This window comes from Flavobacterium jumunjinense (assembly GCF_021650975.2).
Lineage (GTDB): Bacteria > Bacteroidota > Bacteroidia > Flavobacteriales > Flavobacteriaceae > Flavobacterium > Flavobacterium jumunjinense.
The window spans coordinates 3964661-3988452 of sequence record NZ_CP091285.1 but is presented as its reverse complement, the minus strand read 5'-3'; the positions used below and the strand labels follow the sequence as shown (position 1 = coordinate 3988452).

The 23792-nt window shown below is 29.9% G+C and carries 20 protein-coding genes; 12 read left to right on the top strand and 8 right to left on the bottom strand.

Annotated elements, in window-relative coordinates; genetic code table 11:
- Window positions 1-186: 186 nt before the first annotated feature.
- The 4 genes from L2Z92_RS18080 to L2Z92_RS18065 all read right to left on the bottom strand — a co-directional run bounded on the left by L2Z92_RS18080 (window position 187) and on the right by L2Z92_RS18065 (window position 4185).
- The gene (locus L2Z92_RS18080) at window positions 187-1245 is read right to left on the bottom strand and encodes a nucleoid-associated protein (protein WP_236456036.1); all 1059 of its coding nucleotides are present in this window, start codon (window positions 1243-1245) and stop codon (window positions 187-189) included.
- A 93-nt stretch (window positions 1246-1338) separates the two neighbouring features.
- Complete coding sequence (locus L2Z92_RS18075) at window positions 1339-1866, bottom strand: plasmid pRiA4b ORF-3 family protein (protein WP_236456035.1); 528 nt, start codon at window positions 1864-1866, stop codon at window positions 1339-1341.
- An 84-nt stretch (window positions 1867-1950) separates the two neighbouring features.
- Complete coding sequence (locus L2Z92_RS18070) at window positions 1951-2865, bottom strand: glutaminase (protein ID WP_236456034.1); 915 nt, start codon at window positions 2863-2865, stop codon at window positions 1951-1953.
- 93 nt (window positions 2866-2958) lie between these two features.
- Window positions 2959-4185, bottom strand: coding sequence for a T9SS type A sorting domain-containing protein (locus L2Z92_RS18065; protein WP_236456033.1), 1227 nt, complete (start codon window positions 4183-4185; stop codon window positions 2959-2961).
- A 157-nt stretch (window positions 4186-4342) separates the two neighbouring features.
- Here L2Z92_RS18065 and L2Z92_RS18060 point away from each other — a divergent pair, with 157 nt between their 5' ends.
- The 7 genes from L2Z92_RS18060 (at window position 4343) to L2Z92_RS18030 (ending at window position 10555) form a co-directional block, all read left to right on the top strand.
- Complete coding sequence (locus L2Z92_RS18060; protein ID WP_236456032.1) at window positions 4343-6496, top strand: TonB-dependent receptor; 2154 nt, start codon at window positions 4343-4345, stop codon at window positions 6494-6496.
- Window positions 6497-6854: 358 nt separating this feature from the next.
- The gene (locus L2Z92_RS18055; protein WP_236456031.1) at window positions 6855-7481 is read left to right on the top strand and encodes a hypothetical protein; all 627 of its coding nucleotides are present in this window, start codon (window positions 6855-6857) and stop codon (window positions 7479-7481) included.
- 8 nt (window positions 7482-7489) lie between these two features.
- Window positions 7490-8827, top strand: a complete 1338-nt coding sequence (locus L2Z92_RS18050) for a 2TM domain-containing protein (RefSeq protein WP_236456030.1) — start codon at window positions 7490-7492, stop codon at window positions 8825-8827.
- Window positions 8818-9153, top strand: coding sequence for a 2TM domain-containing protein (locus tag L2Z92_RS18045; protein ID WP_236456028.1), 336 nt, complete (start codon window positions 8818-8820; stop codon window positions 9151-9153). Before L2Z92_RS18050 ends, L2Z92_RS18045 begins: the two co-directional genes overlap by 10 nt.
- A 2-nt stretch (window positions 9154-9155) precedes the next feature.
- Entirely contained in the window at window positions 9156-9458 is a 303-nt protein-coding gene (locus L2Z92_RS18040) for a 2TM domain-containing protein (RefSeq protein WP_236456027.1), read from the top strand.
- Window positions 9389-9781 (top strand): 2TM domain-containing protein, encoded by a 393-nt coding sequence (locus L2Z92_RS18035; protein ID WP_319800383.1) that lies wholly within the window; start codon window positions 9389-9391, stop codon window positions 9779-9781. Before L2Z92_RS18040 ends, L2Z92_RS18035 begins: the two co-directional genes overlap by 70 nt.
- A gap of 21 nt (window positions 9782-9802) precedes the next feature.
- The gene (locus L2Z92_RS18030; RefSeq protein WP_236456026.1) at window positions 9803-10555 is read left to right on the top strand and encodes a LytR/AlgR family response regulator transcription factor; all 753 of its coding nucleotides are present in this window, start codon (window positions 9803-9805) and stop codon (window positions 10553-10555) included.
- 6 nt (window positions 10556-10561) lie between these two features.
- Here L2Z92_RS18030 and L2Z92_RS18025 read toward each other — a convergent pair whose 3' ends face one another.
- On the bottom strand, window positions 10562-10939 hold the full coding sequence (locus L2Z92_RS18025) for a DUF1573 domain-containing protein (RefSeq protein ID WP_236458879.1): 378 nt from the start codon (window positions 10937-10939) through the stop codon (window positions 10562-10564).
- A gap of 343 nt (window positions 10940-11282) precedes the next feature.
- Here L2Z92_RS18025 and L2Z92_RS18020 point away from each other — a divergent pair, with 343 nt between their 5' ends.
- On the top strand, window positions 11283-13910 hold the full coding sequence (locus tag L2Z92_RS18020; RefSeq protein ID WP_236456025.1) for a valine--tRNA ligase: 2628 nt from the start codon (window positions 11283-11285) through the stop codon (window positions 13908-13910).
- 76 nt (window positions 13911-13986) lie between these two features.
- On the opposite strand, the gene L2Z92_RS18015 is transcribed toward L2Z92_RS18020, so the two are convergent.
- Complete coding sequence (locus L2Z92_RS18015; protein WP_236456024.1) at window positions 13987-14484, bottom strand: hypothetical protein; 498 nt, start codon at window positions 14482-14484, stop codon at window positions 13987-13989.
- Between the two features lie 481 nt (window positions 14485-14965).
- Between L2Z92_RS18015 and L2Z92_RS18010 the strand changes: the two genes are divergently transcribed.
- The 3 genes from L2Z92_RS18010 (at window position 14966) to L2Z92_RS18000 (ending at window position 21236) form a co-directional block, all read left to right on the top strand.
- Window positions 14966-18028 carry a GEVED domain-containing protein gene (locus L2Z92_RS18010; protein WP_236456023.1) on the top strand — a complete coding sequence of 1021 codons (3063 nt, stop codon included), beginning with the start codon at window positions 14966-14968 and terminating at the stop codon, window positions 18026-18028.
- 145 nt (window positions 18029-18173) lie between these two features.
- Entirely contained in the window at window positions 18174-19658 is a 1485-nt protein-coding gene (locus L2Z92_RS18005) for an aminotransferase class V-fold PLP-dependent enzyme (protein WP_236456022.1), read from the top strand.
- Window positions 19659-19979: 321 nt separating this feature from the next.
- The gene (locus L2Z92_RS18000) at window positions 19980-21236 is read left to right on the top strand and encodes an aminotransferase class I/II-fold pyridoxal phosphate-dependent enzyme (protein ID WP_236458878.1); all 1257 of its coding nucleotides are present in this window, start codon (window positions 19980-19982) and stop codon (window positions 21234-21236) included.
- A gap of 85 nt (window positions 21237-21321) precedes the next feature.
- Here L2Z92_RS18000 and L2Z92_RS17995 read toward each other — a convergent pair whose 3' ends face one another.
- Together L2Z92_RS17995 and L2Z92_RS17990 are read right to left on the bottom strand one after the other, a co-directional pair.
- Window positions 21322-22440, bottom strand: coding sequence for a GTP cyclohydrolase (locus tag L2Z92_RS17995; protein ID WP_236456021.1), 1119 nt, complete (start codon window positions 22438-22440; stop codon window positions 21322-21324).
- Between the two features lies 1 nt (window position 22441).
- Window positions 22442-23404: a transporter gene (locus tag L2Z92_RS17990; protein ID WP_236456019.1), complete on the bottom strand. Its 963-nt coding sequence runs from the start codon at window positions 23402-23404 to the stop codon at window positions 22442-22444.
- A 107-nt stretch (window positions 23405-23511) separates the two neighbouring features.
- On the opposite strand from L2Z92_RS17990, the gene L2Z92_RS17985 reads away from it, so the two are divergent.
- Window positions 23512-23790 (top strand): DUF4834 family protein, encoded by a 279-nt coding sequence (locus L2Z92_RS17985; protein ID WP_236456018.1) that lies wholly within the window; start codon window positions 23512-23514, stop codon window positions 23788-23790.
- The last annotated feature ends 2 nt before the right edge of the window (window positions 23791-23792 follow it).

Below are 23792 nucleotides of genomic sequence, written 5' to 3'. Positions count from 1 at the left end.
TGAAAAAAATATAGAAAGTAGAGAAAAGATTGAATGTTTTTATAAAGTTTGACTTTTGTAATTTAGTTAATTGGTTGAAAGCACCTTGCATTTGTAAAAGAATGTAAGGTGTTTTTATTTGTGTAAATAAAAAAAATCCTCAACTATTTCTAATTGAGGATTTAAATAATTTGAATATTTAGAATATTAACTTTTTTGTTCTTTATTAAAGTAAATAAGATAATAATACATTTGTTTTTCTTCGTCCCATCCTTTTTCAACAAACTTTTCTGCACTTTCAGTATTAATGAAATCAAGTTTAATTTGAATATTAGTATCAAGTTCGATAACATTTTTCATTTTCTTTCTTGCGTCTGTTACAGCAGCATTTGCAATAGGAAAATTAGAAACATCTTCAATGCTGTATTTAGCACCTTTATCTACTTTATAATTTTTAAATTCTGGAATAAATTCTGGATTTTGCATTACTTCATTTAGGAAAGCTGTTTCTTCAAATTCATCATTTTTTGCAAAATGATTTACAGCTCTATTCATAAATAATACTTCTTGTTGTTTGTCTTCTGCAGGAAGAACTACATCTTTAGCAAAATCTTGACAAAACTTTAAGTATTTCTTCGTCATGAAATTTTCATCTTGAAAAACATCTACCGAAAGGAAATGTTCTAACCAATAACGAGCATCATAACGGTTACTATCTACTGTTAGTATTTTGTATCCTTCTTCCTTTTTATGATTAAAGATAATACAACCTTTGTCTAATTTATTTAAGTTGATTCCTTGTTGAAGGATCATTTCTAAATTACTTCCTTTTTCTTCAAATTGAAGGAAATCGGTTTTTATCTCACTTTTAAAAACCCCAATAGCATCAACAACATTATTATCTATAGAAACATTAGAAAAATAAGTTACATAAACTTCTCCATTCTTAATGTGTGGATGATTGGATTGCTCAAAAAGATGATTGGTAATTTTTTTTGAAACAGCATGAATTTGCTCTGGGTTTTCAAAAACCTGTGTTGCTAAATTATACATTTCATTATATTCTAAATCAACTTCATGAGCAAATTGATAATAGTTTTCTTCTTTATCACGAAACGGTTTAAAGAAATATTCTTTCAATAAAGGCATTACTTCATCATTTAACCCGTATGGATTCTCAGATAAAAAAATGGCTTCATTTCTACTTTTGTTACCTACTCTATGAATAGATAGGTTTTCAATATGTGTGTTAAATAAATTTATCATTTTTTAAGAATAAAGAACATAGATAAAGAGAATGGCTCTTGATATGTTCTGTGTGTTTTTAAATTTTGTATCTATATTTCTTTGTTCTATACTCTAATTCCAGTTTTCTTCAAAACCGTAATCTTCAATACCGTCATCACCTTCTAACATGTCTAAATCATCTTCATCATAGTCATCATTAAAGTCGTTTGTTAACTCCGCTTCAAAAGATTTATCTTGAGCAGTTGTTGGAATTTCTCCATGAGAAAATAATAAAGAAGGATAGGTTTGTCCATCTTCTTTTTCTTCAATTGCTGCCAATTCTACTAAGAATGTCCACATATTAAAGAAATCATATACATAGATAATCTTAGTTTCATATTTGTCTAAGTTATCTTCTAATATGAAATCGTTCATGATTCTTGTTTCACCAGGAACATCACCTGTATCGAATAATGGAATCTCTTGGTCTTGTGTCCAGCTTTCATCACAAGTGTAAAAAGCAGCCATTTCTGTACCGTCAAACCCAAAGGCATTAACAATAGCATTGTGTAAATCTTCTAACGTAGCTTCTTTTTCAATTGCAATATCTCTAAAAATATCTTCTTCTGCATCGAGTATCGCTCGGAATTTATAAATCATAATCTTGAAATTTTAGGAAACGCAAAAGTAATGATTATTTGCGATATAAGTTTTTTGAATTAGGTTTTATTATTCAGTTTTTATTTAAAATATTGACGCTTCGGTAATTGTTGTCAATCGTTCTAAAGTTTCTAAGCCATAATAGGAATTTCCTTTTTTGTTTAATTTTGGACTCCAAACTGCTACAGTATAGTTGTTTGGAAAAATAGCAACAACACCTCCACCAACACCACTTTTTCCAGGTAATCCAACTTTAAATGTAAATTCTCCAGCTTGATCATAGAATCCGCACATCTGCATTAGAGCATTCATTCTCTTGCATTGACTAGTGGTTAAAAATATTGTTTTTTCTTTTGAAATTACTCCATTATTTGCAAAAACTTGGAAAAGTTTAGCCAAATCGATACAATTCATTTCTATTGAACATTGATGAAAATAAAAGTCTAATACATCATTTGGTTCATTCTTAATATTATCAAACGATTTAATGAAATTTACTAATGCTGTATTTCTATACCCATTTTCTTTTTCAGATTGTGCTACATTTTCATTGTACTGAATAGAATCATTATTTGAAAGTTCTCTAACAAAATTCAAGAAATATTCTTTAGGATTTTCAAAATGCTCCAGCATTAAGTCGGCAATAACTAATGCACCTGCATTAATGAAAGGGTTTCTTGGAATTCCATTTTCATATTCTAACTGAACCAGAGAATTAAATGAATTTCCCGATGGTTCAAAACCTACTCTTTTCCATAATTCATTACCAATTTTAGAAAAAATGATTGCTGTAGAAATTACTTTTGAAATACTTTGAATGGAGAAATTTTCTTGTGCATCTCCAATTTTATAAACATTTTGTTCATTATCTAATAATGCAATTCCAAATTTATTTGCATTTACTTTTGCTAATTCTGGAATATAATCGGCAATACTACCTTCGTCTTTTAATTCCTTTACTTCATCATATATTGCATTGATGATTTTTTGGTATTCCATATATTCATAATTTAAAAACAAAAGTAGTTAAATCTATTTTTCAATAATAGGTAGCTCCTTTTTTCTATTAACAAAAATTAATTGCAGAAAATACTATTGCTTGATAAACTTGAATTTCTGATTTTTATTGGTAGCTATATAGTATATTCCACTATTTAAAAAAGAAAGATTGATTGAATATTCGGAAACATTAGAAACATTTTCATAGACAACTTGTCCTAGTGAATTAATAATTTTAAAAGTGAAGTAATCACTATTTGACAAATGAAGTACTTCATTTACAGGATTTGGATATATTTTTATTGTTTTTTTGTTAAATGATTCATTGGCTAACGTACCAATTGTAATTTGTTTTGTAATGATTTCTTCACAACCATTTTTTATGGCTTTTAATTGAATCGTTTTAATCCCATTTGAACTAAAAACATGTATTGGATTTTCGTCTGTAGTTGTTGTTCCATCACCAAAATCCCATTCTAAACTATCATAATTTACTGAATTGTTAGTAAAATTGACTGTGAAATTATTAATTTGAGAATCAAAATCGGCATGAAGATTAAAGGTGTTAATGAGCCAATTGGCTTTATTTTGTAATACAATTTGATCTGCTATATCTTGAAAATAGGTTGCATTGGCTTGAGAAACACCTCCTAAATAGTTAGAAATTGTAACTTCTTCCTGATAGATGGCAGCATACATAGAACAAGCTACAAGATATGAACCATTTAAATTAGGATGAACATCATTGTAACTGTTATGCAATAATAAATCTTGCTGACTTGTTAAATGCATTCTAGCGCTTTCTCCAGCGGGTACAAATGGTACTTCTAAAGCATTAGCTATTTTAGTAATTGAATCTTTTATTTTGGTTTGAATAGCCTGATAATCATTATAATCTGGAATAGCATTGGTTGCTTTTATGCCATATGGAATTTCATAAAGAAAAATCTTCGCACACGGACTGTATTTTTTTATCGAATCTATTAATTTCTGTCCTCTTTCTATAGTTGTATCTACAGGCCATGAAGCTCCAGCAGATTCTCCTGTTCCTGGTTGCAGTACAACTACATCCCAAATATTGTTTTCAAAAAGGTTAAACACATTATTATCTACATAATGATTCACAAAACCTGTTCCTCCTGGTGCATAATATTCCGCTTGAACATTTCTTCCTTTGTCATTCGCAATTTCTTGAAAAAGATTAGGCATGTTATTAAAATATGTCATGCTATTTCCAACAAAAAGCACTTTTTCTTGAGAAAATGAATACTGAAATACAAATAGACAAATACAAGTTAATAAGTAGTGTTTTGTTTTCATAATAGATTGTTAGTTAGTGTTTTGATTTTCAAAAGTAGTTTTTTTATAAAAAGAAGCCAACATTTCAGAGATAGAATTCAACAATTCGGTAATTATAAATTTATTTCCGAGAGTTTTTGAAAGATTTTTGCTTCATCAAATTAGTAAAACATAAAAAATGAAAACATTATTTAGTCTATTCGTTTTAATCTTTAGTTCCATTGGATTTTCACAAACAAGCATTTCAGGTAAGGTCATGGATGAGTTTGGAACTGCTTTTTCAGGTGCGAATATATATATTAAAGGATCGTATGATGGAACAATTTCAGATGAAAATGGAAATTTTAAGTTTGAAACTTCAAAAACAGGCAAGCAAATTTTGCAAATTAGTTTTATGTCTTATGAAACCATTACGCAAGAAATTAACATTGAAAATTATAAATCTAAAACGTTTACATTAAAAGAAAATATCAATACACTCGATGCTGTTGTGGTTTCTGCTGGAACATTTAGTGCAGGAGATAACTCTAAAAATACTGCGTTAAAACCTTTAGATATAGTAACAACAGCTGGTTCTGCAGGAAATATTATTGCTGCATTAGAAACATTGCCTGGAACACAAGCAGTAGGTGAGAGTGGTCGATTATTTGTTCGTGGTGGAGAATCTGATGAAACACAAACTTTTGTAGACGGAATTCGTGTGGCTCAACCCTATGGTGCAACAGCAAATAATTTACCAACCCGTAGTCGATTTTCTCCTTTTTTATTCAAAGGAATGACTTTTTCTACAGGTGGCTATAGTGCCGAATATGGCAATGCATTATCAAGTGTTTTATTATTGAATACAATAGACGAACCAGTACAAAGTCAGACTGATATTTCAGTAATGACAGTAGGTGTGGGCTTAGGGAATACACAGAAATGGGAAAAAAGTTCATTAACATTTAACACAAGCTATATCAATTTGGCTCCTTATCAATTAATTGTACCTCAAAAAATAGACTGGAACAAACCTGTTCAAGCTTTGTCTGGAGAAAGTGTTTATAGAAGAAAAATTAAAGACGGTTTGTTGAAAATTTATGGAGCATTTGATTATAGTACTTTCGATTTGAATCAGAAAACAATTAATGCTACTAATAAAACAAGATTCGATTTAGGAAATAATAATTTTTATTTTAATGGAAGTTATAAAGGATATTTAAATGACGATTTACAATTACAGACGGGTGTAGGTTATGGATATAGTAAAAACAAAATAATTTTTGATACTGATAAATTGCAAAATGATGAAAGAACCTTGCATTATAAATTAAAATTACGTCAAAAATTAACTTCTAGAATTAAATTGAATCTTGGAGGAGAGTATTTTCATACCAATTTAGATGAAAGTTTTACACCGTTTCAAATGAATCGTTTCGAATATGGTTTTAAAAATAATAGTGTTGCTTTTTTTACAGAAGCAGAGATTTTCTTTTCTAAACAATTAGCTATGAATGTTGGTTTGCGTACTTCGGATGCTTCTGTTGTAGATAAATTCACTTTTGAACCTCGTTTGTCTTTGGCTTATAAAACAGCAGAGAACAGTCAGTTTTCGCTCGCATATGGTGCTTTCAACCAAACTGCCAATCAAGATTATTTGAAGTTTAATGATAACTTAGATTATGAAAAAACATCGCACTATATTTTAAATTATATGTATAATAAAGAAGGTAAAATGTTTAGGGCAGAAGCCTATTTTAAAGACTATAAAGATTTAGTGAAATATAGCGGTAATCGTGCTAGTTTTGATAGTGAATATAATAACAATGGGCTAGGATATGCAAAAGGAATCGATTTGTTTTGGAGAGATAGTAAAACAATTAAAAACTTAGATTATTGGATTTCCTATTCTTTTATAGATTCTGAAAGAGATTATAAGAATTACATTGAAAAAGTGACTCCTAGTTTTGTAGCCAATCATAATTTTTCTGTAGTGACTAAATACTTTTCGCAAAAATTGAAATCGCAAATAAGTGCGACCTATAGTTTCAATTCTGGACGACCATATAATAATCCAAACACAAGCGATTTTATGAATGAAAAAACAAAATCGTTTAATAATTTAAGTTTGAGTTGGGCCTATTTACTATCACAACAGAAGATACTCTATTTTTCTGTTACCAATATCTTGAACAATAACAATGTTTTCGGATATGAATATGCAAATGCACCCGATTTAAGTGGTCAGTTTCAAAGACAAGCCATCACACAGCCAGCAAATCAATTTTTCTTTGTTGGTTTCTTCTGGACCATTAGCGACGATAAGAAAACGAATAATTTAGATAATTTGTAATTGACTACTTAGTAATTTGTCTTTAGTGATTAGTAAAAAAACATTAAATACTAACTTTTAGTAACTATTTATATACTTAAAGTAAATATTTATTAACCTAAAGTATATTTTGATTTACTTAAAGTAAATATTTAATAACTAAAAGTAAGTGAATAGTTACTAAAAGTTAGTTTTATTTAACTTAAAGTAAGTAATTATAAGTAAAAAGAGTATCAAATTTCACTAATCACTAGCCTTTACAATTCATCATCAAAAAATGACAGTTCAGTAACATTCAATTTTATATGACACGATTCTAACCGAAATTTGTCTCATCAAAATAAGTAAAACAATCACTAACAAATTAAAAATAAAAATCATGACAAAAGTTATCACATTCATTACATTATTTATTGTTTCAGCAGTTTTCGCACAAACAGATTATCAAAAAGGAATGCAAGAAGCATTATCACTTTGGCAAAACAATAAATCGAAAGAAGCAGTTGCTCTATTTGAAAGAATTGCATCTGTAGAAGAAGAAAATTGCTTGCCGAATTATTATATCGCAATGATTCACTTTAAAGATTCATTTCGTTACATGAATGATAAATCGAAAGCAAAAGAATGTTTAGAAGCCGCTCAAAAAGCACAAGATAAAATGAATGCAATTGCTTTAGATAATCCAGAAGTGCTAGTAATGCAAGCGTTAATTCACACAGGTTGGATAGTTTATGATCCTATGACAAACGGACAAAAACTTTCGGGAGACGTAATGTATATTTACAATAAAGCGTATAAAATTGATCCAAAAAATCCAAGAGTGGTTTTCAGTAAAGCAGATTTCGAAAAAGGTTCGGCTACCTATTTTGGTCAAGATACAAAACCGATGTGTGCTGAAATAGAGAAATCATTAGAACTTTTTGCTAACTTTATCCCTGAAACACCTTTTCATCCAACTTGGGGGTTAGAAAGAGCAAAAGAATCTTTAGCAAGTTGTAATAAATAAGAAATAAAATGAATAAGTATATAAAAGAATTTCCTAGAGCAACATATATTTCTTTCTCAGTATTTGTAGTATTAATGTTAATTAGAATAATTAGTGGAGAACATGTAGGTTTTAATGAAAGACTAGCTTGGGTATTTTTCTATAATATGCTTTATGGATACACATTATATTATGCAAATGCTTTTGTTTTCATTCAATTAGATTCGTTTTTTAAAGACGATAGATTCGATAAAAGAAGAGTGTTTGTTGGGTTCATATTTTCATTTCTACTTTCTGTTTTTATCATTTTTGTATTAAGAATTGTAGAAGATGTAATTATTGAAAATAGAAGCTTTCAAGAGTTTTTATCCAAAGAAAAAGCGGGTAATTATCTTGTTGCAATAATTATAACTATAATAGTTACACTTGGAATTCATGTATTCTACTTTTATAAAGCGTATCAAGAAAACAGAATAAAAGAACAAAAAATAATTGCAGGAACAGCATCAGCAAAATTTGAAAGTTTAAAAAATCAATTAGATCCTCATTTTTTGTTTAACAGTCTAAATGTTTTAAGTTCATTAATAGAAGAAAATCCAGAAAACGCACAAAAATTCACTACATCTTTATCTAAAATATATAGATACGTTTTAGAGCAAAGAGACAAAGAATTAGTTTCGGTAGATGAAGAATTGAAGTTTGCAAAAACCTATATGAATTTACTAAAAATGCGTTTTGAGAACAGTATCACATTCGAATTACCAAACGGTTTAGGTAATGAAGAAGCAAAAGTAGTACCATTGTCATTACAACTATTATTAGAAAACTGTATCAAACATAATGTAGTAAGCGAAAAAAGACCTTTACATATTGTTATAGAAATTGAAGAAAATCAATTAACAATTAGCAATAATTTTCAAAAGAAAGAAGTGCTACAAGATAGAAAAGGAGTAGGACTTCAGAATATAGTAAATCGCTATGCGATATTAACCAAAAGAAATGTAATGATTGAAGAAAACGAAGAGCATTTTAAAGTTTTTTTGCCAATCTTAACAAAACAAATAAGTATTATGGATTCAAAAAATATATATAACGAAAACATGGCTTACGTTAGAGCCAAAGAAAGAGTAGAAAAGCTAAAAGGATTCTACGGTAATTTAATTTCCTATTGCTGTGTGATTCCGTTTTTGATCTTTATAAATTTAAAAACATCACATTTTCAGTGGTTTTGGTTTCCAATGTTCGGTTGGGGATTAGGAGTAGCTTTCCATGCAATTGAAACATTTGGATATGGAAAATCATGGGAAGAACGAAAAATTCAAGAAATATTAGATAAAGAAAACAAACAAGAATCAAAATGGAATTAACAATGACACAAGAAAACGAAAAGAAAAGAATCTTAGAAGATATTGCAAGAGAAAAAGTGCAACAAATTAAAAAGTTTTATACACACTTGTTCATTTATAGTATTGGAGTTGCAATTTTTGTTTCAAAAAAATACTTTGGTTTGCCATTAAACTTTTGGCCAATCAACTTTATTAATAGCTTCTTCATGTGGTGTTGGACATTTATAATAGCTGTTCAAGCAATAAAATTATTTATGAAAGACCAATTTTTAGGAAAAAACTGGGAAGAACGAAAAATTCAAGAAATTATGGAGAAAGAAAATACGAACAAACAAAATTGGGAATAATTATGGACAATAACGATTACGAACGCTATCAAAAAGCACAGAAAAAAGTAAAAGATATAAAAGGATTCTATAGTAATTTAATAACCTACATATTAGTTATATCATTTTTAGCTTTTATAAATTTACGATATTCACCAAAACATATATGGTTTGTGTACCCAATGTTAGGTTGGGGAATTGGCGTCTTTTTTCACGCTATGGGAGTTTTTGATTTGTTTCCTTTTTTTAGTAAAAATTGGGAAGAAAAAAAGATAAAACAATTAATGGAAGAAGAAAAACAAAAAGAAAGACAACAATTCAAATGATTATGGAAAAAGGAACTTTAGAAGACGAAATAAAATACCAAGAAGCCTTAAAGAGAGTAAAAAAAATAAAAGGATTTTATACACATTTAATGGTGTATGTTGTTATAAACGGTATGATAGTTATTGCAAATATTCAAAATTTAGGTGAAGCGGAAAGCTATTTTCAGTTTAAAAACTTCACGACAGCCTTCTTTTGGGGAATTGGTTTGTTAGCCCATGGTTTATCAGTATTTTTGCCAACAATGTTTTTAGGACAAGATTGGGAAAATAGAAAAATAAGAGAATTAATGGAGAAAGAAAAAGAAACTAAAAACTGGCAATAATTATAATAAAAAAAACGAAAAATGAATATCATCATAATTGAAGACGAAAAACCAGCTGCACGATTATTACAAAGAAAAGTAGAAAAACTAGGTTTGCAAGTCAATCAAATGCTTCATTCGGTAGAAGAATCTTTAAGTTGGTTTCAAAACAATGCACATCCCGATTTAATATTTTTAGATATTCAATTATCAGACGGACTTTCATTTGAAATTTTTGAGCAATTAGATATCAAAAGTGCTGTTATTTTCACCACAGCCTATGATGAGTATGCGCTAAGAGCATTTAAGCTAAACAGTATTGATTATTTGTTAAAACCAATAGATGAAGAAGATTTAGAAGAAGCAATAAATAAGTTTAAGGCAAGAACAGCGAATAAACCCGTAAATTTAGATTTCGAAGCCATTAAGAAAATGCTTGTAAATCCTGTTGAAAGAGAATATAAGACACGTTTTTCTGTAAAAATTGGACATCAAATAAAAGTAATTCAAATCGAAGAAATAGAATGTTTTTTTAGTGAAAACAAAGGAACCTATATACATACAAACGATAATCGCGATTACCTATTAGATATAACAATGGAACAACTAGAAAATGAAATTAATCCCAAAGATTACTTCAGGATTAATAGAAAATTCATTGTGCCATTAAATAGTATAAAAGAAATACAAATGCATACTAATTCTCGTTTAAAAATAATATTACCAAGTTATAAATCAGACGACGTAATAGTAGCACGAGAAAAAGTAAACGATTTTAAAAACTGGATAGGGTAGTAGTTGTTATTTAACAACTACTGTACCCTTAATTCTTAAAGGAACAATAGGTTTGTTCACCGCATTACTTTCAACAGTAATAGTTTTACTAATTGGTCCAGGATTCATGTTATATTTTACTGTAATCTTGTCCGATTTTCCAGGTAAAATTTCACCTGTTGGTTTAGTAGGAACTGTACAACCACAAGTAGAAGTAACATTCTTAATAATCAAAGGAGCATTTCCAGTATTCGTGAATTCAAAAACACGAACACCATCATCCACACCTTTAACAACATCACCATAATTAATAGTTTCTTCTTTAAATTCTATTTTGGGGCCATCTTGTGCAAATGAATTAATACCAAATAGAAATACTATTATAATACTAAGTAGGTTTTTCATCATAATTCTAGTTTAAGTGTTTATGTAAAAATATATTTTTTAATTTCAATCAACAAATTAAATTAACTTTTTTTATTTTGTCATATATCATTACTTTTGCAAACTATACAAATCAAAAATAATACCAAACTCATTTTTTTGAAGCGAAAAAGCAGCTTGTATTTGTTATCCATATTCCTGCTGTTCGCTTTAGTTCCTGAAATAAGTTCAGGAAGCTATCGCTTCCATCAGGGCTAGATAGTAAGCCATAAAATTTTTGTAAAAGAATAGAAAAGACATTGGGTAAAAAGAGTATTTTTTTATTTCTTTACCTAATAATTTAAAAATAAATAATTAATAATAGATGATACCAGCACAGTTTAATCCAAAAGACGTAGAGCAAAAATGGTACGATTACTGGATGAAGAACAAATATTTTCATTCTACACCAGACGAGCGTACACCTTATACAATAGTAATTCCTCCACCAAATGTAACAGGAGTCCTTCACATGGGGCACATGTTGAACAATACTATTCAAGATGTCTTAATTCGTCGCGCACGTTTAAAAGGATTCAATGCTTGTTGGGTACCAGGAACAGATCATGCTTCAATTGCTACAGAAGCAAAAGTTGTTGCTAAACTAAAATCAGAAGGAATTAATAAAGCCGATTTAACGCGTGAAGAGTTTTTAAAACATGCTTACGATTGGACAGATAAATACGGTGGAACCATTTTAGAACAACTAAAACAATTAGGATGTTCTTGCGATTGGGATAGAACGAAGTTCACAATGGATGAAGATATGTCAGCTTCTGTAATTAAATCATTTGTTGATTTATATAACAAAGGAATGATTTATCGTGGATACAGAATGGTAAACTGGGATCCAGAAGCAAAAACTACGTTGTCTGATGAAGAAGTAATTCACGAAGAACGTCAAGGTAAGTTATATTACATCAATTATAAAGTTGAAGGAACAAACGATGTTTTAACGATCGCAACAACACGTCCGGAAACTATTTTTGGAGATACTGCCATTTGTATCAATCCTAACGATGAGCGTTTTACGCATTTAAAAGGAAAAAAAGCTATTGTTCCTATTTGTAACAGAGTTATTCCTATTATAGAAGATGAATATGTTGATATCGAATTTGGAACAGGTTGTTTAAAAGTAACACCAGCTCACGATGTTAATGATAAAGAACTTGGAAACAAACACAACCTTGAAATCATAGATATTTTTAATGAAGATGCTTCGTTAAACAGTTTTGGTTTACATTTTCAAGGACAAGATAGATTTTTAGCTCGTGAAGAAGTGGCTAAAGAATTAGAAACGAGTGGTGTTTTAGTGAAAACTGAAATCCACATGAACAAAGTAGGAACTTCAGAAAGAACTAAAGCTGTTATTGAACCAAGATTATCAGATCAATGGTTCTTAAAAATGGAAGATTTAGTTAAACCAGCCATTAAAGCCGTTTTAGAAACTGAAGAAGTAAAATTATATCCAAGTAAATTTAATAATACTTACCGCCATTGGTTAGAAAATATTAGAGATTGGAATATTTCACGTCAATTGTGGTGGGGACAACAAATTCCTGCTTATTTCTATGGCGATGGAAAAGAAGATTTCGTAGTCGCAGAAAACATAGAAGATGCTTTAGAATTAGCAAAAAAGGCAACCAACAATCAACAACTAACAACTAGCGACTTAAAGCAAGACGCTGATGCGCTTGATACTTGGTTCTCGTCATGGTTATGGCCAATGGCTGTTTTTGGAGGAATTCTAGATCCAGAAAGTGAAGATTTTAAATACTATTATCCTACAAATGATTTAGTAACTGGTCCAGATATTTTATTTTTCTGGGTAGCACGTATGATTATTGCAGGTTATGAATACACTGGAAAAAAACCATTTAATAATGTATATTTAACAGGATTAGTTCGTGATAAACAACGTCGTAAGATGTCAAAATCATTAGGAAATTCTCCAGATCCGTTAGAGTTAATTCAGAAGTTTGGTGCTGATGGAGTTCGTGTTGGATTGCTTTTAAGTGCTTCAGCAGGAAATGATATCATGTTCGATGAAGAATTATGTAATAATGGTAAAGCTTTCGCGAATAAAATTTGGAATGCATTCAGATTAATCAAAGGTTGGGAAGTAGCTGATATTGCGCAACCAGAAGCATCAAAAATAGCGATTGATTGGTACGAAGCGAAGTTGCAACAAACTTTAGCTGAAATTGAAGATAATTTTGAAAAATATAGATTGTCTGATGCTTTAATGAGCATTTATAAACTAGTTTGGGACGATTTCTGTTCTTGGTTTTTGGAAATTATAAAACCAGCTTATCAACAACCGATTGACAAAGCAACATTTGATAAAGCAATAGAACTGTTAGAAGCTAACTTGAAATTATTACATCCATTTATGCCTTTCTTAACGGAAGAAATTTGGCAATATATTGCAGAAAGAACTCCAGAAGAAGCATTAATTGTTGCTACTTGGCCAACAATGCAAAATACAAATGCTGATTTAATCACTGAGTTTGATTTTGTTACTGAAGTTGTAGCTGGAATCAGAACAATTCGTAAACAAAAAAATATTACAAATAAAGACAGTATTGATTTAAAAGTAATCAATAACGAAAAAGTAGCTACTACTTTTGATGCTGTTATTTTAAAGCTGGGTAACATTGAAAGTTTAGAATATGTTACCGAAGCAGTTGATGGAACATTGACTTACAGAGTAAAATCGAATGAGTATTTTATTCCAATTGCAGGAAATATTGATGTAGCTGCCGAAATTGAAAAATTAGAAGCAGAATTAAAATACACTCAGGGTTTCTTAAGGTCGGTACAAGGAAAATTAAAAAACGAAAAATTTGTTGCTGGAGCACCAGAACAAGTAATTGCAAACGAAAGAAACAAAGAAGCAGATGCTTTAGCAAAAATTGCAACAATTGAGCAAAGTTTGATGAGTTTGAAATAATAATAAAAAATTTTAATAGTTACAAAAAAGGACAATCTTTAAAGATTGTTCTTTTTTGTGTTTACTTATAAACGTATTATTTTTTAAGTTTCTTGTATTCTCTTAATAAAGTTTTAAGTTCTCGGTTTGAAGTAACATCAATATCTTTATCAGATAGTAAATGATTGAATTTTATATGACTACTGAAATTACTACTGGCTAACTCTTTTAAAAGACTATTTAATTCACTTCTTAAGTTGCGTTTTTCATTTTCCATAATTCTCAAGCTTTCAAATTTATCTTTGAAATCTCTTCTAAAAGTAGTAGTGTTGAATGGAATAGAATGAAGCATACGCATTTGTTGCATCGATTTTAAATCTAAACTAGTGATAATTTTATCTATTATATTTTGAATTTCTTTTCGCTGTAAAGAGCTCATGTCAACTTGTACAAAAGAATCTGGTTTTTCTTTTTTAACCGATTCTTTACGTTTAGGACTTGATTTTTTTGCTTCTTCAGTATTCATATAGCCACTACCAAAACATTTTTCGCACTTAGCATTTAAACCTTCACATGAACAAATTTGAACCGTCATAATGTATACTTTTCTTTAGTTTTGTGAATCATATTGAGCAGATTCATAATAACCTACTAAACACAGTTCATAATTTGAGGCGAAGATACAAAAAGCAAATGATAAAACTTGTAAAATAGAATCAAGCAATTTTAAATCATTAAGCCTTCTTTCTATTGTTGTAAACACTTAAATATATAGTTTTAATTATTAAATGAAGAACTTTTGCTAATGCATAAAAGTAAATTATTCTAAAATAAAGAGATGATTTATCCGATGTACTTATAAAAAAGATTCAATTATCAAATCAAATTTTATATATTAAATAATGTTTTTTGTTGCAATTATTCTTACATATTATATGACTTGTTGTTTGTTTAAATCTCCTTTTTTTGCATTTCAGCTATATTTTATGCATTATGTCGATATTTTTAAGAGTTTAAATGGGATTGAATAATATTTTAATTATATTAGCCAAAACTTAACAAATTCTTAATATATTATGAAAAAAATTACGCTATCAATTTTTTTATTCTTTATTTCTATACTTGGTTTTAGCCAAGTAAGTATAGGTGCTGGGAATAATGAAGCTCAAGCAGTGCCTTTTGATCCTTATTTTGGTTATTCCTATACACAAAGTATTTACTTAGCTTCTGAAATTAATGCTTCAGGGAATATTAATAGTATACAATGGTATTTCAGTGGTACGTCATTGTTACCAAACTGTCAAGATATTACTATCTATTTAGGACATTCAACAAAAACTGTATTTGCGGGTAATACCGATTGGGAACCAGTTACAAATTTAACGGCTTCATATACTGGAACAATTCCAGTTACAGGTGCAGGATGGGTAACAATAACATTGGATACTCCATTTGCTTATAATGGAACAGATAATTTAATAATTGCCGTAGATGAGAATATGGCTAGCTATGATTCTTCTTCGGATGATTTCTATAACTCAGCCGTAACGGGTAGTAGAAGTATATATTATGCAAATGACAATACAAATCCAGACCCAGCAACACCACCAAGTGGTACAAGAGTTTCATATGTTCCTAATGTTGTTTTAGGAGGTATTGTTCAGGCTTGTCCGTCTCCAACTACTTTAACAGTTGATAATATTACAGATGTAACAGCGGATTTACATTGGGTAGAAATCGGTTCTACTTTTGATTGGGAATATGTTGTTCAAGCACCAGGTACTGGGGTTCCTACAGTTAATGGAACACCAGCAGATGCAAATGACCCTTATTCAATTGGAGGTTTAACAGCAAATACTACTTATGAAGTATACGTAAGATCAGTATGTAGTTTTACAGAGAAAAGTTCATGGTTAGGTCCAGTGAATTTTACGACCGAATGTGCTACTTATTCTGTTCCGGCTTTAGAATCTTTTACTACTTATGTTCCTGGATGTTGGGAAGAAGCAGATAATGGTGATTTAACTGCTGGACCTTCAACATATGGTTCAAGTTCATGGATATCTGATGGTTTTGGAAATAATGGAACAACTGGTTCAGCTCGTTATGAAATATGGTTAGCGAGTGCTAATGATTGGTTAATTACACCTACTTTTGTTATTCCAGTTACAGGCTATGAATTAAAGTTTGATGCTGCAGCAACACAATATAATACAACAGCTGCTCCAACTACACCTTGGGAAGCTGATGATTATGTAGAAGTATTAATATCTACTACTGGAACAACAAATTGGACGGTACTTTATACTTATAATGATACAAATGTACCAGCTCCTGCGGGTACTCCAAATGTTATTGATTTAGATGCATATGCTGGACAAAATGTAAAATTTGCTTTTAGAGTAGTAGAAGGTACTGCTAATGGTTCTGCAGATATTAATTTTTATATAGATAACTTTGAAATTCGTTTAACTCCATCAACTCCACCGGTTTGCGCTACAAATGTTGTAGCAACTCCGGACGCTTCATGTGGTAATTTTGCAACAGCAATTTCTTGGGATGCTGTAAGTGGTGCAGATGGGTATAGAATTACAATGGGAACTACTACTGGTGGTAATGATGTTTTGGATAATGTTGATTTAGGGACAGCATTATCATATAGTCACTTAGGTTTAGTTAATACAAATTATTTTGTAACTATTTATCCATATAATGCGAATGGAAATGCAGTAGGTTGTACAGAAATAACCTATATGACTAATGTAACAGGGTGTTATTGTCCATCAACACCAACTTCGGTTGACGGTGTTGGAATAACAAATGTACAAATTGTTGCCACAGATTTTGCAAATACTGTATCAACATCACCTGTGTATAATGATCATACAGCTACTGCTGTTGATATGAGTCAGGGTATTAATAATAATGTGCAAATTTCTTTTGATACTGGTTTTGGATATGATTATAGTGTTGTAATTTGGATTGATGCAAATGATGATTTTACATTTGAATCAAGTGAAATAGTTTATACAGGTTTATCAGTAGATGATCCAACAACTATTCTAAATGCATCATTTATTTTGCCAGCGACTACATCATTAGGTCAACATAGAATGAGAATTGTTGCTACTGATGTTGTTCAATCTCCTTCAAATCCTTGTTATAGTGGTACTTATGGGGAGACGGCTGATTTTACAATTAATGTGATAGCTGCAACTTGCGCACCAGTTACTTTAGCTTCAACAAATATTGTGTCAGATTGTGCAAATTCACAATTTTCAGTAGAACTTGATGTAACTACTCTAGGAGATGGAACACCTACAGTTTCTGATGGTGTTACTACATGGGATATTACTGCTACAGGAATAAATACAGTTGGTCCTTTCACTAATGGAGCTTCAGTTAACTTGACTATTTATCATGGCTCTGATGTTACTTGTGATTTGCCATTAGGAACATTTACATACACATGTCCTCCAGCAAATGATGAATGTGCAAATGCTGTTTCGTTAACGGTAAATAGTAATTATAGTTGTGGTTCTGTCACTTCAGGTACTGTTCTTGCAGCAACAGCTTCATCAGTAGACGCGACAGCTTGTTTTGGAACAGAAAATGATGATGTTTGGTATTCTTTTGTTGCTACTCAAGCAACACATAGAATTCAATTGACAAATATCGCTGGTTCAACGACTGATATGTATCATTCTTTATGGACTGGTCCAGATTGTAATACATTAACTTTAGTAGCTGGTTCTTGTTCTGATCCAAATACTAGTAACCCAACTGGTTTATCTATCGGGCAAACATATTACGTTAGAGTGAATAGTTATACTTCTTCAGCTGGGCAAACGTCTACTTTCGATATTTGTGTTGGTACAGATCCTGCATTAGGTTCTTCAGCTTTTGATTTATCAGGATTTAGCGCTTATCCTAATCCTGTAAAAGATATTCTTAATTTAGAATACACTTCTGATATTACTTCAGTAAAAGTATTTAATTTATTAGGACAAGAAGTTTTATCTAAAACTTTAAATGCAGCTTCTGTAAATGTAGATATGTCACAATTAAATAGTGGTGCTTATATCGTTAATGTTGAAATTGAAGGTGCAATGCAAACTATTAAAATTATTAAAGAGTAATTTCATATATATATTAAATTAGAATTTTGAAGCTCCGAGAAATCGGAGCTTTTTTTTGTAAAAACTATTTGAGAGTAATAATTAATTTGGTATTTAATATTAAAATTTAAAAAAAATGTATCTTTGATGTCAAATCAATTCTACTATGACTACAACAGAAATAACCACAGATTTAGAATTATATTTTAATAAATTTAGAAACAATATAATAGGTGTGAACCAGAACTTTGACTCTCCTTTTGGTCAAATGAAGATTATTTATACCGATTGGACAGCTAGTGGTCGTTTGTACCGTCCTATAGAAGAAAAATTGATTAATCAGTTTGGTCCTTTTGTTGCAAATACACATACAGAAACTACAGTTTCAGGAACTGCAATGACAATGGCATATCATCATGCAAGACATATTATAAAAAAGCATGTAAATGCAAATGATAACGATATATTAATAACAGACGGTACTGGAATGACTGGTGTTGTAAATAAATTACAACGTATTTTAGGTTTGCGTATTCCTGAGAATTTAAAAGAATTTACAAATTTTCCAAAAGAATTAAAACCAATAATTTTTATCTCTCATATGGAGCACCACTCAAACCAGACTTCTTGGTTGGAAACAATTGCAGATGTAGTTGTTATTCCAGCAAATGAAGAAGGTTTGTTTTGTTTGGAGAATCTTAAAATTGAATTAGAGAAATATAAAGACAGGAGTTTTAAGATAGCTTCAATTACTTCTTGTTCTAATGTTACAGGGATAGAAACGCCTTATTTTGAGGTTGCAAAGCTAATGCATGACAATAATGGTGTTTGTTTTGTTGATTTTGCTTGTTCAGGCCCTTATGTGGAGATTGATATGCATTCTGAAAAACATGATTCCTATTTAGATGCAATATTCTTTTCGCCTCATAAATTTTTAGGTGGTCCTGGTACATGTGGAGTTATGGTTTTTAATAAAAATTTATATAAAAATAATATTCCTGACTGTCCAGGTGGAGGAACTGTAAGATGGACAAATCCTTGGGGGGAACATCACTATATAGATAATATAGAAGATAGAGAAGATGGAGGAACACCAGGTTTTCTTCAGGTAATTAAAACGGCTCTTGCAATTCAGTTAAAAGAAGAGATGGGAGTAGGTAATATTTTAGAAAGAGAACACGAATTGACGTCTTATATTTTTTCAGAACTAGATAATGTAGAAAATATTAATATTTTAGCTCCACAACATCAAAATAGATTAGGTGTAATTTCATTTTATATAAATGATCTACATTATAATTTAGGGGTTAAAATTTTAAATGATAAATTCGGAATTCAAACACGTGGAGGTTGTAGCTGTGCAGGTACTTATGGACATTTTTTATTGCATGTTGATCAGGAAACTTCGCGTAATATTGTGTGTAAAATTTCTTCAGGAGATTTAGAGATGAAACCAGGTTGGATAAGAATGTCTATCCATCCAACTACAACAACAGAAGAGATTAAATATGTATGTAAAGCAATTAAAGATTTAGCATTACATCACAATGAATGGAAAGATGATTATGTTTACAGTAATAAATCAAATGAGTTTGTGCATAAAAAAGCAACAAATTTTGAAAAGAAGTTAGTAGAAAAATGGTTTGAATAAACCATTTTTTTTGCTTTATAATTAAAAATTAGATAGGCTTCTTTTTGTAGAAACTAGTATAAAGCATAAAAGCCAAGGTGGAGCCCCTGACTTTTAAAGTAGAACGTGTAACCACATTTCTGTGCGTTCTGGTGCAAATATACGCTAAAAATGTAATTAAAAAATATTTTTCTGATATTTTTTTAAATATTGCTTTTTTTTGTTGATTTATAGCTGTTTACATCAACTAAATAAAATTAGATTACTCGTTTGCATATAAAATAAATTATGTTAGGACGTAATTTATTCTTATTTTTGCACGTTTTCAAAATGAAAAATATTATGGTAAAAGATTTATTTGAGAGAATACAAAATAATAAAGGTCCTCTAGGAAAATGGGCTTCACAAGCAGAAGGATACTTTGTTTTTCCTAAATTAGAGGGAGATTTAGGACCGAGAATGAAGTTTCATGGAAAAGAAATTTTAAATTGGAGTATTAATGATTATTTAGGATTGGCTAATCATCCTGAAGTTAGGAAAGCTGATGCAGAAGCTGCTTTAGAATATGGTGCAGCTTATCCAATGGGTGCGCGTATGATGAGTGGTCATACAAGTATTCACGAACAGTTAGAGCAAGAATTAGCTTCTTTTGTTAAAAAAGAATCATGTTATTTATTGAATTTTGGTTATCAAGGTATAATGTCTGCTATTGATGCTTTGGTTACTAAAAATGATATTATTGTTTATGATGTAGATGCTCATGCATGTATTATAGATGGTGTTCGTTTACATATGGGTAAACGTTTTACATATAAGCATAACGACCTTGAAAGCATGGAGAAAAATCTTCAACGTGCTACAAAGATGGCCGAAGAAACTGGTGGTGGAATTTTATTCATTACTGAAGGAGTTTTCGGAATGAGAGGACAACAAGGTAAATTAAAAGAAATTGTAGCAATGAAAGAAAAATACAATTTCCGTTTACTAGTTGATGATGCTCATGGATTTGGTACTTTAGGTGCTACAGGAGCAGGAGCAGGAGAAGAGCAAGGTTGCCAAGATGGTATTGATGTGTATTTCTCTACATTTGCAAAATCTATGGCAAGTATTGGTGCTTTTTTAGCAGCTGATAAAGATATTATTGATTATTTAAAATACAACCTACGTTCACAAATGTTTGCTAAATCATTACCAATGATTCAAACACTTGGAGCTTTAAAACGTTTGCAATTATTAAGAGATAACCCAGGTTTAAAAAATAAACTTTGGGAAAATGTAAACGCTTTGCAAAATGGTTTGAAAGAAAAAGGATTTAATATTGGAGACACAAATACATGTGTTACTCCAGTTTATCTTGAAGGTTCAATACCAGAAGCAATGATTATGGTAAATGATTTAAGAGAAAATTATGGTATATTTTTATCAATCGTAGTTTATCCAGTAATCCCTAAAGGTATTATTTTATTAAGAATGATTCCTACAGCTTCACATACTTTAGAAGATGTTAATGAAACTTTAACTGCTTTTGAAGCAATTAGAGACCGATTAGTTAGTGGAGAGTATAAAAAGATTGCAGAAGCTAGTGTTCAAGATGTCTAAATAGCATTTTTAACTTTACAATATTTATGTAAAAAAACCATTCATTATGAATGGTTTTTTTTTGTATTTAATTTAATACTTCAAGTTATAACCTCTTGCTGTATGTTCTTCTTCTTTTATTAATTTTTGTATTAAAATGTTTCCATAAATTTTGAATAGCTGTGTTTTCTTCTAATTCAGGAGTTCTAATACATGTTTCTATTCCTTTTGCGGCACATATGTTGTAATATTCTTCAAATATAATAGCTGTAACACCTTTGCTTTGGTATTCTGGAGTTACTCCTATTAAATAAAAAACGGCTTCTTTAGAATGCTTTTTTGCTTTCAAAAGATGATAAAAGCCAAAAGGGAATAGCTTTCCATTTGCTTTTTGAAGTGCTTCACTAAAACCAGGCATTACAATTGCAAATGCTACCATTTTATTTTCACTGTCTACAATAAACTTTATAAATTCTGGATTTATGAAACTAATGTATTTCTTCTTGAAATATTCTTTTTGAATATCATTTATTGGAACAAAGGACTGTAATTTTGAATATGTATCATTGAATAAATCGAACATTTCATCTACATAAGGCATAATATCCTTTGTTTTTGTGAAATTTAACGGCTTTAAATTGTATCTTTTTTTTATTAGAGTACTTACTTTTTTAAATGATTCTGGGTTTATATTAGAAAACGAAAAGGTACTTTCTATATATTCTTTCTCTTTAGTTAAACCAAGTTTTTCAAAGTGTTCTTTGTAATAAGGTAAACTATACCAAGTGACCATGTTTCCTTTTTCTTCAAATCCTTCAATTAGAATACCAACTTTGTCTAAATTTGAAAACCCAATTGGACCTTCAATCATTTCTAAATTATGTTTATTTCCTAATTCATAGACTTTGTTCAGAAGAGCTTTTGTAACTTCAATATCATCTATAACATCAAACCAACCAAAACGTACCTTACTTTTCTTTAAGATATTAATTTCATCCCAATTAATGATAGCAGCAAGCTTACCTACAATTTTATTGTCTTTATAGGCTAAATAAAAATGTGCTTCTGCAGTTTGAAAAGCGGGGTTTTTTTCTTTATCGAAAGTTTCCAACTCATCAGCAATGATGGGAGGAATCCAATATGGATTGTCTTTGTAGAGTTCAAAAGAGAACATGATATAATCTTTTAACTCTTTCTTGGTAATAGCTTCTTTTATTGTTATCATTTTATTCTACCTCGTCCTTACGTTTTCTATTCTCTTTTTCTGCTTTCTTTTTCATTTTTTTATCCATTTTGCTTCCTTTGTCTTTTTCAATTTTAACTTCTTTATAATTAGAATCAAAACGCCATGAAAAACCTAGACCTGCATTAAATATACTTGGCGTATTTTTAATATTCGTTCCAACAGATGCATCAATTTGTATTGATTTATCAAATAAATATGCCGCACCAACACGAAACACACCATCAGAATAATAATCTCCTTTATAGCCTTGATGTTCTAAAAAACCAGACCATTTTTGATTAAAACCTCTTGTTAGAGTTAATATATAATTTATGGAAGCAAAATCGGAAGCAATTTTATCATACATTATATTCGTTACAAAAACCCATTGTTTTCCAAAATGATTTTGAGTGATAAGCATTACTTTAGGACTAACAACTGGCTCTTCTATATAGGAAGGAGCATAATTAAAAGGATTGTCAGAAAAATTTAAATTCACACCAACATACCCAGAAACCGCTGGAAGAAATTGTCTCCAATTAAATTTATGATTTGCTTTCCAACTGTATAAGTTTTCTTTTACTTCATAATTTTTAAATGGATCATAAATAAGATATTTTGCTCCAATTAATGTTTTTTTAAGTGCAGACCGTCTCGTTTTGTCAAATGATGTTTTATAGCTATCATTTTGATATTGCAATTCAGCAATAAATTCTAATTCTTCAAAAAATAAACCATATCTAAAATCTATTTCACCAATGAATCCATTGGCTGTATATTTTAATTTTGAATGATCTTCATTTTGGAAATTTAGACCCATTTCTGTTTGAAATACAGACTTTCCTACAGAGAACGCCATCATTGATTTCCCTGGACGATTGGAGTTAATTTCGTCTGTATACTGCGCATATTGGACTTGAAATACGAATAAAAATAGTATGACTAATACTTTATAATGTTTCATTTTGCAAATTTTACTTCAAAAATAGTATTTTTATAATAATTTTAAGAAACAATAATGGGGTTTTATCTACTAATATGCATACTTTTGAATTATTAAATAGATTAAAAATGGAAACAGCATCGTTTATTGGTTTTATAAAGACCATCGTTTACATTATTTTGTTTTGGTATTTATTCAAATTTCTTATTAAAATTTTCGCACCAATTTTAATGAAGAAAGCGGTAAGTAAGGTACAACAAAAGATGGAAGAGCAAATGAGAAGTCAGTACGGACAACAACAAAATACGTATTCGAATAATGATACAAATCAAAAGAATACAAAAAAAGATAGACCTACAGAAAAGAAAAAAGTAGGTGAGTATGTTGACTTTGAAGAATTAGATTAAAA